The following is a 14,072-nucleotide window of genomic DNA, read 5'->3' on the forward strand; positions in this document are numbered from 1 at the left end:
CAACGCCGCCTCAGCAAGCTTATTACAATTCAGGATGTCTTAATCCCTTCTTTATCAGGGCATTTTTCCAACCTTGTTTATTTCCAAAAATTCAAAATCCAAAATTTGTCTTAATCCCTTCTTTATCAGGGCATTTTTCCAACCCAGCCGAACCGCCGGACGGGCCGTCTTAGCGTCTTAATCCCTTCTTTATCAGGGCATTTTTCCAACTTAATTCGTTTTGTGTTGCAAAACAAAAATAGGTCTTAATCCCTTCTTTATCAGGGCATTTTTCCAACCCTCGAAACAGAACAAGTCTGGCAAGACGAAACGTCTTAATCCCTTCTTTATCAGGGCATTTTTCCAACGCACATTCGAAACGTGTTCAGTGGCGTAGGTCGTCTTAATCCCTTCTTTATCAGGGCATTTTTCCAACAGGAAACAGTAATGCCATCCGTGAAACTTGCGCGTCTTAATCCCTTCTTTATCAGGGCATTTTTCCAACGCATTACGAACACCCAGAGGGCATTATCTTGAGTCTTAATCCCTTCTTTATCAGGGCATTTTTCCAACTGGAACGGAGGAGGAATACAGATGAATTAGTTCGTCTTAATCCCTTCTTTATCAGGGCATTTTTCCAACTTTCTTTCTGTGCTTCTTATCTCGAAAGAGAAATGGTCTTAATCCCTTCTTTATCAGGGCATTTTTCCAACACGGTAGTGAGCTTAGCGTTCACGACCTCCCGGTCTTAATCCCTTCTTTATCAGGGCATTTTTCCAACCGATCTATCAAAATTTCTCTTTATAATCAAATGGCTATGGAGGTGGTTCCCAAAAATTCTGCTATGTAAAAAGTTGCGGTGCATAAACATTGTTTTGGGTATCAGTTTCCTAGAATCCAACGGCGGATTGTTTCCTTGATGCGCTGGATGCCTTCGCCTTGAACAACCCGGATGCGCAAGTCTTGTGCGCGTTGGGCGTCTGCATTTCCCAGGGGGCGGTAGCTGACCAGCATGGATTTTGTTCCCAAGCCACCGAGGTCTCGAATAGAGTCTAGTTTATAGAGGGATTCGGTGCCCGCGCTACCGGCAAACTGGCCCGTTAGTCGGCGGGTTTTGCATTCGATTATGTGCAGGCGGTTATTGGCCATAAATGCAACGTCGACTTCATTGGTGGCATTTTGTGATGCGATTTTAAGGTTGAGATGAGAATTGTCCTGTAATAATCCTTCGCTTTTTAATTCGTTGATGCGGGAATTGATATATTCCTCCAGCCATCCGCCGTTGGCAAAAAAGCGGGCTTCGTCACTGGAAAAACGCAGGCTATTGTTTGTTGGTGTAAAGGTGAGAATATTGGCGGCTTCGCACTCTTTGAGCAGATGTGGTAAATGGGGATCGGCTTTTTCCAGCGCGGTTAAGGAGGCTGTCAGATTGCTATTGTTTTCCGCCATGTGGGCGAGGCGGTTTAATTGGCCGAGGGCTGCTCCCCATTCTGTGATATTGGTGACCAGGCTTTGGCACAGTTCCCGTTGTTCGGCAGTTAGTCCTTTTGCCTGCTTATGGTTGCTGAGAATTTTATAGCCATACGCGCGTAAGTAATTTTCCAGTTTGATTTTTGCTGACAGCGTGTGAGCTTGGCTCGAATCGTCGAGGAATAAAAGCTGGCCGGAATCTATATCCACATAAAACACCGGGCGGTTGTTAAAGCGAAATACTTCCTGCGCGGTTATGGCCATCCATTTTGTGCCGCCCGTGACATTCAAGGCGATTTCGCCCGGTGCGAAGGGTTTTAACAGATCTTCCAGCTGTTGCTGCATGGAGTGGAAGTTGCCCGTTGCAGAAAATGGATGTTGCATAACTTTAATGCCGAGGGGCTGAATTGCCTCCTGCAGGTATTTGGCTTTTTCCCGCATGGCATCGGTTACCAGCAAAATAACTTCTTGCGGTTTAAATTGGTCGTCCAGCAGCGGCAGTAAATTGGGCGCTGCCTGCGCGGATACCATACAGAGGTGGGTTTTAAACATGGGCGGTTATCTCCTCCATATCCACTGTATTGTCGCGGCCGGGGCGCCAGGGCTCTTCCACCCATTCGTATTTGCCCAGGCCAAAAGCCGTTTCTTTACCCAAATGAAGCCATTGCCCCAAATACAAAATTTGCAATAAATCCGCAGGTACTTGTTCCAAATACCAGCGGCCCACCACGCCGCCCAATTGCATTGCCTGCTGCTGACGCGATGAATAGCGACCCCATTCCTGCCAGCGCAGGCGGCGGTCTTCTTTTACTTTGTCGGCAAGCGCATTCAGCTCGCGAATACGTTCCAGTGACCACTGCCAGCCGCCGTGAACCTGTGTGCACAGGCTCGCCCGGCGAATTAATTGCCGCAAAAATTGCGCAGCGTTGATTTCTCGCGGGCCGAGAATTTTGCCTTGGTGTTGCAAGCGCAAAGGCGTAAGCAAATGCAAGTGCAGATCTTGAGATTGATGAAATTCCGGTAACGCAAGAACAGTCGAGTGATCCCGAATAATGGGTTCGTCTTCTGTGTAAATGGTTTGCCAATTTTGTGCGGTGATTTGCTGTTCGACGCAAACCAATTCCGCTTTGCCGTCGCCACTGCCGATGCCGCGCAGCAGTGCTCTGCGCCAGGCGAGAATGATAATGGCCAGTTGGTTTAGCGCAGAACCCAATAACACCTGATGGAAAACCAGAGTTTCGCCGGGTTGATAGCTTCGCGGACCACCAGTTAAGGGTGCTTCTATCACATAGGGAACCGGAAGTTGCTGCAGGCCATTTAGCGGTGCGTTTTCGCCTGTGGTGTTTTGTGGATCAAATATTTGTGCGTAGGGACTTTGCAAAAACAGCGAGTTTTTTTCTTCAATATCCGTTTTGCTTATCCCACTCAACTGCATTAACGCACGCCCGAATGCGCCTCTCAGGGTTGAACCGGCATAAGCCGGTAGATGCAGTGGCTCGGTAACGCGAAAGCTTAGGCGGTAGCGGGTGAGGGGGAGAGCGTTCATAAGGCATCCTGATAGTTCTGTGATGGCTCTTGAATTTGTTGTGGGCCGCGCGAGCGCAATTTGTCGAAAAATTCGCGAGGGGTGTAGACGTTCACACCGTTGCGGCAGTCCGTTGGATAGTCGGCCAGATTACCTGTGACCAATGGCGCAAACGCGGCGGCTGCCGCAGCAATAAATGGCTCATCATCGGGGTCTGGCAGGGGCTGCGGCCAAGGCAGCGGCGCAACGTGCAGGCTGGTGTTTTCCAACGTTTCCAGCAGGACGTCGATCTGTTGTGGGTCGAATTGAAAGTGTGGCCGCAGCAGCACCTCCCGGTATTCTTCGGCGATTAGTGGTGAAAGAACCAATGTGAGCGCGCCATCCAGAACCATATCCAGCAATTGTCCGGGAGGCCCGTAGGGTGACAGCACTCCCGACACCAACACATTGGTATTCATGACCAGAATCATTTACGCCGCTCCTCCCTGGTCGCGTCGATTTGCTGATTGATTGCCTCCAGGTCAAGCTGATCCAACCCCTGGTTGGCGGCCTGCCGCCGCAGTTTTTTAAGCGCCAGCTGACCTTTTGCGCGGCGCACGACCTCCATAGTTTCTTCCAGATTTGTGCTGTCCACGGCGAGCATCAGCGCGACTGGACGCCCGTTGTTGGTCAGCAGCAGCTCTCCGGCGCGAGCCAGCTCTTCCTGGGCTGCTCCGGGATGGTTGCGCAGTTCTCGGATGGTGAGCGTTTCCATTGGGGTCTCCTAAATCAAGGATGGGGGCTTGATTGTGCTACGTGCGTCCTACGTGGACAAGTGGTCGGGAATATGGGTGGGTAGTTGCGGTGCTGAGAGCAGCCAATTTTCAATGATGCTATAAACCCTTACGTCCTGATTTTTGAGAAGGCTTTCGCGAATTTCGGCCGGAGCCATTGCATGCACGAATCCCTGTTTGATGATGGCTAGGCAATCCCAAAGTGTCATGCCTTCCCAAAGTTCAGCTGCAACCAAATATTCCCGGGTGAGATTGGTGCGGGAAATTCCAGGATTGTCTGTATTGATCGTCAATGGCACTCCACTATTCCAGAGTGTGCTGATCGGGTAACTCTTTAAGTATTGGGTTTCAGATATAGCTGGGTGCCTGTAGCCGATAACTTCAATATTGCTGGTGGGGCAGAGTTCCAGACAAATATTGCGGTTGCGGAAGCGGGTTAGTAATTCTGGTTTTTCAGCCAAGGTAAGTCCGTGGCCAATGCGGTCCGCATGCAGGTGATAAGCCGCTTGCCAGATATTGTCCGCCGGTTGGCCTTCTCCTGCGTGGATGGTTAGCGTCAGGCATTGCGCAAATGCAGGTTTGAAGGCAGGCGCCAGTTCTTCGGGTTGTGTCTGCTTTTCGTCGCCCGCCAGGTCCAGGCCGACAACAAAATCCTCTAATTGTGGCGCTTGTCTCGCCGCAACGGCCAAATTGACAATTTCGTCGATGTTTTTTTGTCGTCGATCGAGAATCCAGATAAATCGATATTCGCAATTGCCGGGGGATGTTTCGATCAGGACGCGATAGAAATTGGCTAGCCATTCAAGCGGATTTTCCGGCTGGTATTTGTGAGGGCTGCCGCGCAATTCCAGATACACGATATTTTCACGCGCGGTGTATGCATGAATGGCTTGGCAATAAGCCGCTATTGCCGCTGGATGACCGAGAATGCTGGAGCCCGTCAGTTCCCCCGGCCGTTCATAGGCGCTAAAACCGTGTTTATGTTCAGCCAATTGAATTCGGGAACCGTAACTCTCATAAAGGTTGTATTGCAATTGATGCCGGCGAGCCTGCGTTAACAGGCAGGCCGCCCGCTCGGCCTTTTGCAGAGGGTCAACTTGGTTGCGCAAGTATTGTTGCGGCCAATCCCAAGGCCATTCCTCCGCGCTGAGCAGTGGTTTCAACTCGTCCAGCAAATAATTGCGGCGCTCCTCTGCAAGTGTTTGCCACACAGCTGTGCCAATTGCAATTTGCTGGTCGAGGTCTGGAAGTCCGCCCAAATGGCAATGCAGCTCGGCTTTGGGAAGGCTTCGAATCAAGGCTTCGTGTTGTGCGCTGACCCTGATTTTTCGAAGACGCTCGATATCGTTGGGTGGCAGGCGATAGAGATGGCGCCAGTTTTCGTGTTTTTCGGCATTTGCAACGGTGGTTAGGTAATTACTCAGTAATTGACCTGCTTGTCGTTCACGCTCGATTAATTGGCTTGCCAATGCGTTATCCGTAATTGTGACGGTTACGCAATCTCCATCCTGTGTTTTCCCCAAAGGGTATTGTTTGGACAAAAAGGGGGGATCAATATCCAATGTCTCCCGACGCTCGTAGTGGCCAATAAAAGCAGGCAGTAATTGACCGCTTAAATCTTTACTGAGAGGTCGTGACCAGAATTCGGGATCGTTACTGCGTAACGGCTCCGGCAAAGGCTCTGGAGCCACAATATGCAGCAGGGCGCGAGCGCCAAATACGCTGGCTGCGTATTGCAAATCAGCGCTCATGGTTTTACGGCCTCCCGCCAGCGAGCAGATAACCTCGCCGCGTTCGGTGGCCTGTAACATCACCCGTAAAACAAGCTCCTGCAACGCTTTTAACTCACTTTCGCTGGTGACTTCGTCGGTATCTGCCGCGATGAAAAATGTAATGGCCAAAGGCGAGGGTAAACGAGAGTTCCATTCGCGGATTTTTTTTATCCCATCCTGGGTGCGCAAGCTGCTGGATGTGATAACCCATAGCTCTGTATCCACCGCCTGAGGCTGCCCGCACAGCCTTCGCAGATCTTCCAACTGTTCTTGCTGGGGATGGTCCTTGTAAATCGGACACGCGTCCGGCAGCACAAGACCGACAATTTCGGGAATCACTTGCCAGGTTGCGCCTAGGGTGGCGATTAGGGTGGTCATTGGGTGATCCTGTGTGCGTGCTCAAGTAAATGGCGGAAATTTCTTGTAGTCATCCACGAGTTCCTCATAGTTGGGGTAACCTGAATCTTCATGCCAAAGAGCTTCATACATGTGCTTGAGTTTTGTCGCTACATCGTCAGTGTGCACGATCATTTCCGCAGCATTGTTTGATGCCTCTATATCCGGTCCGTCAATCGCTTTTTGCAGCTCAAAAAGTTCTATTTGTGTAAGACGGATAAGTGTGGCCAAGTCACCTAGGTTTAGCATTAGGGGGTCTCCATTTTTGGTTGGTGGGAGTCCCGACAGTTATGATCAGCACTTTTGTGGTCATGAGTTGTTCCTGTTTGTGTTTTCAAATAAAAAGGGAAATCTTTAATGTTTAACCAGAACATTTATGCCAGCTGTTTCCAAAGCGCTTTTGCTTTGTCGTTTTTCTTGCGATCTACAACCAAATGCTTAAATGCCAATTCAACGCACTCAAGTGCTTTTGCTTTCCATTCCGGTGCCCAACTTTGCGCATTGTTTACTAAATTGCGCAACTCATTTGCCAATGGGCTTCCCAAGCCTTTTCCTGCACTTGCGGTGTCTTTTGATAATATCTCTTTGAATTTTTCCAATTCCTGCAACTCAGGTGGAAGAGCAGCAAATGCAGCTAAACGTTGTTTTTCCGCTTCCGCTTGCGCGGCTTTTTCCAATTCTCGCTGTCGTAATTCTTCAGCTTTTTTCGCCTGTTGTTGTAGTTCATCTTCACGGCGTTTTATCCAAGCTGCTTCCTGTTGGCGGCGTTGATAGGCCGGTTCTGCTTGTTGGCGGAGGAAGGCGTGGGTTTGGGGAAGATCGGTATCCTCAAATTCAACCAATACCCATCCAAATGGCAAAAAGGTGGTTGTTCTATTCACTTCTTTCCTTTCAACGGGTGACGCTAATCGAACCTCGGTGGTTCTTTTTCGATATGCTGGCGATTGTCCTTGGCGCATAATTTTTATATGACGGGCTCCATTGAGGGTTTTGTCCTCAGCACCGCTATGTTTTCCCAATCGTAAAAGCATCGCTTTCCCTTGGTTTAAGGCTTGTCCTAACTCACCGTTGAGTAAATTAAGTAGTGAGTCAAGCCATGCACGGCTAAAATACCCCTCTCTTATCCCTAAGGTATTTAGCTCTTCTATTAGTTTGGGTAGATAGTAGGAGTTACATGTGAAAATAAGTTCGTTGATGCTTGTTGGGATTTTGGACATAGAAGCCCCTTTCATAAGGCGTATATCAAAAGCGAATGCTCTCGACAGCCAAGGGCTTATGCATTCCAGTAAAAAGTTGCCTGAGTATGGCGGGCGTTTGGTTTCAGCCTGATTTCGTTTTTTGCTGATGCCAAACCAAATTTCACGACCACTGATTTCGCTCGATTGTAGGTAGGATGCGTCGCTAATTTTAAGAAATGAAAAGCCATCTTCTTCAACTTTCTTGTATCCCAGAACCCTCTTTTGAAGGCGATCACTTTTTTCTTTTCCATCTCTGCTTTTGGGGTCATCCTCTGCTTCTTTTCCGGCATTTTGCAGATCTAGCCATGCCGTTCGAATAGCGCCTTTTATGGCACTGCCCGCAATTATTGGCTGACATGTATGTGGGTTGGCAAATGTACGGTGAATTTGAAGTTTATTGTAGTCTGATTCTTTTCCCAAAATCCGGTCTTCATAGAAGCTTTGAATCCCCTCAACAGTCCATATGCTGTAGTTGGTAAATGGTAATAAGTTTTCAGCGTTATCGTAAATTAATCGCTGAATTTTGGGTAAAGCTTCTTTGCGAGCCTGTTCAGCCAACTGTGCCAACTGGCTAACACCATTTTTACCCAGTCCAGCCAGAAGCGCATGATCATCAAAGGCATGTAGATATCCTTCTTTGATGACATACCCTGTCGGATAGTAGTCTTCACCGGTACCTAAATGCAGCGGCCCAAGTGTGCTTATACGGCCATTTAACGTGGTGATAAAACTCATGAAATTGCCTCCGATAAATAGGTGGGCAATACAGGTGCATATCCCTGATGGACGGTGGTAGGAATTGCGCGGGAAATACCTGTCAATCCTTGCCCGACAAATAACCGTTCTGGGTCAAATTCCTGTGGCGTTAAGAGAGCGCCCGTTTCTGCCAGAAGAAGAGGATTTTTCCAAGGATTGCCACTTTTGACGGCAGCATCGCCATGGCGACCAAAACGCACATGAATGCTATAAAAACTTCGCAATGGTTGCCATTTATCCCCTTGTGGTGCGCAAGGAGCGAGTGTAAGCCAGGAGTTTGGCTGGCTTGGACATGGCGGTTGCCAAGGAGTGAGCTCGGATATTTCAAATTTACCCGCACCACTGGATGCTTCTTTGCCATAACCCGATTGGCCGATTCGTGCCAAAAGTTGCTGGCAGTCCTGTGGAGACAAGCGCTCGGTATCCAGCAAAATCGGCAACTCAAAATTTAATTGAGGATGGAACCAGGTCAGTTCGCGCTCAAAAGGGGCAAAACCGCTATCCGTTCCCGTAGTGCCGGTACGTCTATCCAGGCTGTTGTGTCCGCGAATCTGGTTTTTCCACAGAGATACATCCTTTGGCAGACCTATGGCTTCCGCCACGTCAATTTCGCTGCGCGCATGCTGGTGCCATTCGGATAAGGGCATGGATAAAGCATTGGTGGCTATCCATCGGCGATTTTTAATCGCTTTGCGCATTTTGGGATCGGATGCATTGAGCCCCAGAAAGTGCAGGGGCAGAGTTGGACGAGGGAGGTGATCGGTTGGAAAAGGATCTCCGATAACAGCAAAGGGCTGACCCTGGGTATAGCCGTCCAGCAAGCGGTTTAGGGCTGCATCACCGAAGGTATGGAGTACGCTCCAGACCAACTGGCCGAATAACAAATCCCCCCTTAAGGGTGTAGCGAACGCGCTGCGAGGTGTAAGTCGCGCGATAAATCGTTGCAGAGGCATTCTTGTCTCCTCAAGCAGCGTTCAATTTGAATGGATCGATTTGATCCAGGCGAGATTGGATATTTTCGCCGTTATAAAGCAGTCCAGTGAAACGCAACTTTCCGTAACCGCGAGAGCTGGAACCGCCAATGCCATCGAGTTCCAGTAGACGCATTCCGGCCAGAACAGTGTCTAGCAATACATTTTCATCGTCGTCATCCAGGACTTTAAGTGTCAGGCGAAAATCGAAGAGGGCGCCGGCGGGGACTCGTTCGGTTTGGCGAGGGTGCTCTGCAACACCGCGTATACGGTCGATGACATTCTCACTTTTGGCTTCAGTGAGCTTTTCTCTATTAGTCTCACGTTCTTTTACCCATTCTGCGGTTAGCGCGGCATCCCAAAATGAAAGTCGACTTGGACCTATTGCTAGAGAGATTTCTTCGCTAGTATCGCCGGAAATTCCAAACAGGCGAACTATGGTTTGTGCTTGCATTTTCTTCTGCGCGTCAGAAGAGCTCTCCAACAGCTTGAGTGTTTTGCTGTCCAGGGGTTTGCCATTTGCTTCACCGACAACACCGGCGCGCCATTCAAGCAAACTACGCATGCGGCCTTTTACACTGGAGCCTGGAATGTAGGGCTGATCTGTATAGGGGTGTTTTATTACAGCATTATCGATTCCGCCTATGTGAATTTCCTGATTGCCGGCGCCAATATGTAAGCCGCTCAGCAGCTCTAGTTTCGCTTCCAAGGTAATGATTTTTAAAAGTTGGGTTGGCATAGTGCACTCCTCAATTAGTTGCCAAAATTTATTAGCTGAAATTAATCTTTAGGGCGTTCAACTTTGTAGAAGCCGTGAAATGCTTCTAAGAAAAGCTTGAAATTGTGAAGATGTTTTTTCTCTTTAATTTGGCTTAGTCCATGACGAATTAAGGAAAAATAGTTTTCATCAACTAAATTGCGACCTTTTGCGTAGGCCACTTTGGCATTTAGCATTTTGATAAGTGGGAGGTGCTCCTGAAAAGTTTCCGGAGTCCATTGTCGACTTCGTTGATCCCAATTAATGATCTCATCGTAAAATCCACGTAGTTGACTTGGCTTATTGGTGTTTCTGTCAGTCGAAATAATTTTGGCCGCTTGTTCAGCTATGGTGTCGAAAAGCTCCGGGGGAGGAGTGTCTAATTGGATCTTTGACCAATCTGCAGCAGGTGTGGTGGGTTTTCGATCACGTTGCTGTTCTGTTGGCCTATTGTGATATTGATTGCTCATAAATGACTCCTTTTTATCTATTAATTACGGTTCAGATACAGATGTGTCGTGACAGCCACACGATAGTTCTTGCCGTGTTTTGCTATACCGTTAGCTCCTATAGCCAGCATGAGTTCTCTATGGATTTCGCGTGGGTCAATGTTTAAATTGTCTTTTACATCCCGACGTTGTAGGTGCCGCCAAAGACGGTAATTCAACCGTGAGCGCCAGAGCGCGCTCTCTGGATTTTTGGTGTCGGTGGCCATATTGCTGAGTTCTAGCAGGCTGTAGATAAAGCCGGTTGACAGTTTTAGATCCCTCGCTTGTTTCTGCAGATTATCAGAGGCTGCGAGCAACTCTTCCAAAGCTTGCCAGGAGAGAGTTTCACCCAGTAAATGCACGGAGTTTTTGTTTTTCTTGGCTTTTTCCAATGCGTCTTCGGTCATGCGTGCAAGCTGAGGTATGGGAAGTCCAGGTTTAGCCAGGGCTATGCCCGCAGAAAAATGTAAGTCAGGATTATTGGCACAATAGTTCTGAAATTGTGCTCTGAGTTCCAGTGCCAGACGGATCAGACTGTACCAGGGGCCTATAAGGAAAAAATCGTCACCGCCGGCAAACACTGTGTAGGTGTTTGGATATTTTTGCTGACAGAGCCATGGCAAATAACTGCTGAAAAAACTGTCCATTTGTCGCGATAGTCCAGCCATGCGAGCAAAGGTGGGATCTTCCAGTCCCTTCTGAAAAATCGCTCCCAGGTTATCTACGTCACCTTTCAATATTCCGAGAGCTTGAATCCCAATAACTTTTTTCTGATCCTGCGATTCGGGATTAAGGCGCAAATCTTCGCAGGCTAAATGGTTTAGGGTTTTCAACGCCCCAAGTTTGCTTGACTCTTCTTCCTTGATGTCTGCGTAGCGCCAGTTGTTGTTAATGTCTTCTTGATTAAATATCGGCACATAGCCGTTGATGTTACGTCGCGCGTAACCATGCCATGCGGTAGGGATAGTTGAATCTGCCAGGGAGAAATCAATTAATCTGCGCAAGTTGCCGTTGGATGCTTCCCGGCCGAAACGTCCAGTAGCTTCCTCATTATTGGTAAAGTGCAAGTGGTAGCCAAATATCGGTAAACGCAATGAGTTATTGTCGGTTGATAGAGGATGGCGCGTAATGGCTAACCGTTCGCGTTTGCCAGAGATAAAGTCGCCTATTTGAATTTGATCCTTGGCGAGAGTGCTTATTCTCTTATCACCATCCTTGTCCGGATGAGTGCCTGGGCCCCAGCCGGTGTATTGGCAAAGGCCACCTGCCTCCCCAACCTGGGCAAGATAATTAGTGAAAACCGGGCTGGGTGCGTTTTCGCCAAGTAAATCAAAACTCTGGTATTTGGCACGTTCCAGCGAGGCAAACAGAGCTTTAATAAGATCGCGGAACCCCCCTTGTCCCTTGCGGGAGACAAACTGCTGACAGCTGGCGGGTATCCAGGCCAAACCCAGGCCTGATTGAGCATAGGTATGCTCCAGAAACCAAGCATTAATGTGTTTCTGAGTTTGCTGTAGAGCCTCGATAGTGGCCGGAGTGTTAGGCGCCACGATCAGAAATTTACCTGCAGCATTGAGTATTTGTGATGTGGCAGGTAGATCCAACGCATCCATTACTTTAAGTGCCGCAGCTTCGGCCAGAAGTGAAACGTAGAGAGAGCGGCCACGCAGCAAGCGTGCAGCGTTCTTATGCGAGGCGTCGCTATCTCCTGCGAAAATAAAATTCTGAATTCCGAAGAAATCGCCTTGGACTAAAAGAAACTTTTCTTCACTCCAGTCGCTACCAGATTTCATGTTTGCTGCGGCAGCATTGCGGTCGTGATCTCGTTCATGATGATAACGCCATAACGCTGTAGCAAGGGCGGCGGTGGTTCGCGAGTGATCGTAAAGAGATACATCAGGTTTGACGTTGAACGCCGTGGCAGATGGTATGGCGTGAGTATGAATTCGCCAAAGAGTGTCGAAGTGATCCAGCCATAATGCGAGGTTGTATCGGTGGCTTTCGGGTATGAGTTCGAGATCTTTCAGGAATGTATTCCATATATCGCGATACTCCTGCTGCGCTTTCTTGTCATCGTCGCATTCTGCTTGTTCCCTGGGCTGAGGAAACAGATTTTCTGGAGTAAGCGAGCGCAAAGGCTGGCGGTACTTGAGATCTTTGCCAGATAGAATTTTGTTATCGTCATTATGTATTCGAATAGCTTCCAGCAAGCTCAGTTGGCGAGCTTGATAATGATTGCGGCCTGTCTCTGTTTTATCCTCGGAATTGTTGTATTGCTCAAAGCTGTCCCGCTCAAAACCGGAAGCTACCCGGTCTGCTGTGGCTATGACCCATTGAAGAAAGTTCTCAGGTTTATGATGTTTGGCTGCTGCGTTTACTAATGAGTCGTCTGCATCACGTGAGCTGCAGCTTGCAAAAGGAAAGAAATCCGCACCTTTCAATGCTGGCAGATGCTCTTCAATGACGTTGAAGGCCAATGCTGTGTAGGCGGCGTGTTTGTGGGTGTACCATTGTTTGCCTGCTTTTTCATGGCGCGGGCAATACATCTGGACGTGTGTATCCAAATCGTCTTGAGATACTTCTAGTCGAGCACGTTCTGCCAGCTTTCCCAGGTCGTGCAGATATGCAGCGAGTGCAACTCTTGCGCTCGCATCCATTAGCGAGTGTTTTTCGGTCATAACCAATCCTTACTCAATAAAAATTTCAAGATTTTCCGGCAAAGCATAACCGCTGCCGCGTTTATCGTTTCTTATTACAAGCTTGCAAAGTTCTGCCAGCTCCACACCGAGCTGATTTTCCAGTTCTCTATTCAACTTCGCCTTTGTGGTTTCCAAAAACTGCTTGCTAACCCCGCCACCTTTCACGCTGAGGCTGTTCAGGGTTTTGCCATGGAGGTTGAGTTCGTATTTTTGTGCGACGTTTAACAGTTGATCTGTTAGTTCTTCACTTGTCTCACCCTCGACCAATTTCGGTATAGGGCCGAGTTTATGTGTCTTGCGATACGCTGCCCATAAAAGCAAGGCCATTTGCACCGGTGGCAATTGTCCTTCTATACCGTTGAGTGTGTAGCTGCTGGTTGTGGGGAACAGTTTGAGTTCAGATTTTTCGGCCGCAAGCTGTGCCAGTTGAACGGTATCGCTGAAACTATGTTGACCCTGCAGCAAGCTTCTGGGCAGGCCGTTGCGCATTCGTACAAACGGGATTTCCGCCAGCCACACCCTGGCGTTGCGGGTATCCAGCGGGTTTTTGTTGCGGTCGTAAATTTCTTTTGCATATGGGGTTGGGTAGAAGAAATCGGGGTTGTTTTCGTAATGCTCGCTTACCAGCACATGGCTCAAGCGGTCCTGTGGGCGCCCGAATAGTGAGAGCGCATAGCCAGCGTAATAGCCCATGGTTTTACGCCCGCCTGCTAGTGAGACGTGCAATTCATGGTCTGGATTTTGGGTAAATGTGCGGATCACGTTACAGATGGTATCCGCTGCGGCCTCGTTATCCTCCGGAGTACGTAGATCAACGAGAGGAGTGCCTTCGCTGTCGCGGATCAGATGGATGGTGGAGCTATCGAAGCGAATTGGGTGGGCAATTTGATAATCGGTTAAAAATTGGTCAAAACGCTTTTTGTCCTCCAGCAGCTGTAGAACTGCATTGCGCTGTCCCTGCTCAGTGGTGACCAGATGCACTTCGTCCGGAAGCCATGGTGGCGTTTTCTCAACAGCCAGTGCATAGAGGGTTTCCGTAATGATTTGAGGGCTCATGCCACTGACGAGGAGTAAAATGCGCAAGTTTCCGTTCCTTTTTCCGTTAGCTACGACAAAGGTCGAGAGCGTATAGCAAATATATGCAAGACGAGACATTTCGCAAGCTTGCAAATTGATTTTGGTGGTTTCAGCTTAACGTTCGCCGGCGGTATTTGAGTTGATGCGGATCAAGGCTGACATTTCCGCTAT

Annotated in this window: 12 protein-coding genes and 1 CRISPR repeat array (1 of these 13 only partly in view); all 12 genes read right to left on the reverse strand. The window is 48.7% G+C overall.

From position 1 onward, the window contains the following. A CRISPR array of direct repeats spans positions 1–760; the repeat unit is 36 nt; unit sequence GTCTTAATCCCTTCTTTATCAGGGCATTTTTCCAAC; it begins 448 nt to the left of the window's first position. A 101-nt stretch (positions 761–861) separates the two neighbouring features. Beyond that, a complete protein-coding gene (locus tag DWB84_RS17845) occupies positions 862–2,001 on the reverse strand; it encodes a Card1-like endonuclease domain-containing protein (RefSeq protein WP_187411179.1) in 1,140 nt (379 codons plus the stop codon). Then, positions 1,994–2,995, reverse strand: coding sequence for a CRISPR system precrRNA processing endoribonuclease RAMP protein Cas6 (gene cas6 / locus DWB84_RS17850; RefSeq protein ID WP_187411180.1), 1,002 nt, complete (start codon positions 2,993–2,995; stop codon positions 1,994–1,996). Before cas6 ends, DWB84_RS17845 begins: the two co-directional genes overlap by 8 nt. After that, complete coding sequence (locus DWB84_RS17855; RefSeq protein WP_187411181.1) at positions 2,992–3,444, reverse strand: putative toxin-antitoxin system toxin component, PIN family; 453 nt, start codon at positions 3,442–3,444, stop codon at positions 2,992–2,994. The genes cas6 and DWB84_RS17855 overlap by 4 nt, the downstream gene beginning before the upstream one ends. Next, positions 3,441–3,728 (reverse strand): type II toxin-antitoxin system Phd/YefM family antitoxin, encoded by a 288-nt coding sequence (locus DWB84_RS17860; protein ID WP_187411182.1) that lies wholly within the window; start codon positions 3,726–3,728, stop codon positions 3,441–3,443. Before DWB84_RS17860 ends, DWB84_RS17855 begins: the two co-directional genes overlap by 4 nt. 48 nt (positions 3,729–3,776) lie before the next feature. Next, the gene (locus DWB84_RS17865; protein WP_187411183.1) at positions 3,777–5,897 is read right to left on the reverse strand and encodes a CRISPR-associated ring nuclease; all 2,121 of its coding nucleotides are present in this window, start codon (positions 5,895–5,897) and stop codon (positions 3,777–3,779) included. 21 nt (positions 5,898–5,918) lie between these two features. Then, a complete protein-coding gene (locus DWB84_RS17870; RefSeq protein ID WP_187411184.1) occupies positions 5,919–6,164 on the reverse strand; it encodes a hypothetical protein in 246 nt (81 codons plus the stop codon). A 125-nt stretch (positions 6,165–6,289) separates the two neighbouring features. Continuing rightward, positions 6,290–7,888: an RAMP superfamily CRISPR-associated protein gene (locus DWB84_RS17875; RefSeq protein WP_187411185.1), complete on the reverse strand. Its 1,599-nt coding sequence runs from the start codon at positions 7,886–7,888 to the stop codon at positions 6,290–6,292. Beyond that, a complete protein-coding gene (locus DWB84_RS17880; protein WP_187411186.1) occupies positions 7,885–8,862 on the reverse strand; it encodes a CRISPR-associated protein Csm4 in 978 nt (325 codons plus the stop codon). Before DWB84_RS17880 ends, DWB84_RS17875 begins: the two co-directional genes overlap by 4 nt. 10 nt (positions 8,863–8,872) lie before the next feature. Then, entirely contained in the window at positions 8,873–9,619 is a 747-nt protein-coding gene (gene csm3 / locus DWB84_RS17885) for a type III-A CRISPR-associated RAMP protein Csm3 (protein ID WP_187411187.1), read from the reverse strand. 41 nt (positions 9,620–9,660) lie between these two features. Further along, entirely contained in the window at positions 9,661–10,107 is a 447-nt protein-coding gene (csm2, locus tag DWB84_RS17890; RefSeq protein WP_187411188.1) for a type III-A CRISPR-associated protein Csm2, read from the reverse strand. A gap of 20 nt (positions 10,108–10,127) precedes the next feature. Next, positions 10,128–12,803: a type III-A CRISPR-associated protein Cas10/Csm1 gene (gene cas10 / locus DWB84_RS17895; RefSeq protein WP_187411189.1), complete on the reverse strand. Its 2,676-nt coding sequence runs from the start codon at positions 12,801–12,803 to the stop codon at positions 10,128–10,130. A 9-nt stretch (positions 12,804–12,812) separates the two neighbouring features. Next, entirely contained in the window at positions 12,813–13,994 is a 1,182-nt protein-coding gene (gene csm6, locus DWB84_RS17900; protein WP_187411190.1) for a CRISPR-associated ring nuclease Csm6, read from the reverse strand. Between the last annotated feature and the right edge of the window lie 78 nt (positions 13,995–14,072).

This window comes from Saccharophagus sp. K07 (assembly GCF_014336955.1).
Classification (GTDB): domain Bacteria; phylum Pseudomonadota; class Gammaproteobacteria; order Pseudomonadales; family Cellvibrionaceae; genus UBA5868.

Bases quoted from the DNA above. Each gene is read 5' to 3' on its own strand.
- DWB84_RS17845 (WP_187411179.1), bottom strand. From the start codon at position 2,001: ATGTTTAAAACCCACCTCTGTATGGTATCCGCGCAGGCAGCGCCCAAT.
- cas6 (WP_187411180.1), bottom strand. From the start codon at position 2,995: ATGAACGCTCTCCCCCTCACCCGCTACCGCCTAAGCTTTCGCGTTACC.
- DWB84_RS17855 (WP_187411181.1), bottom strand. From the start codon at position 3,444: ATGATTCTGGTCATGAATACCAATGTGTTGGTGTCGGGAGTGCTGTCA.
- DWB84_RS17860 (WP_187411182.1), bottom strand. From the start codon at position 3,728: ATGGAAACGCTCACCATCCGAGAACTGCGCAACCATCCCGGAGCAGCC.
- DWB84_RS17865 (WP_187411183.1), bottom strand. From the start codon at position 5,897: ATGACCACCCTAATCGCCACCCTAGGCGCAACCTGGCAAGTGATTCCC.
- DWB84_RS17870 (WP_187411184.1), bottom strand. From the start codon at position 6,164: ATGCTAAACCTAGGTGACTTGGCCACACTTATCCGTCTTACACAAATA.
- DWB84_RS17875 (WP_187411185.1), bottom strand. From the start codon at position 7,888: ATGAGTTTTATCACCACGTTAAATGGCCGTATAAGCACACTTGGGCCG.
- DWB84_RS17880 (WP_187411186.1), bottom strand. From the start codon at position 8,862: ATGCCTCTGCAACGATTTATCGCGCGACTTACACCTCGCAGCGCGTTC.
- csm3 (WP_187411187.1), bottom strand. From the start codon at position 9,619: ATGCCAACCCAACTTTTAAAAATCATTACCTTGGAAGCGAAACTAGAG.
- csm2 (WP_187411188.1), bottom strand. From the start codon at position 10,107: ATGAGCAATCAATATCACAATAGGCCAACAGAACAGCAACGTGATCGA.
- cas10 (WP_187411189.1), bottom strand. From the start codon at position 12,803: ATGACCGAAAAACACTCGCTAATGGATGCGAGCGCAAGAGTTGCACTC.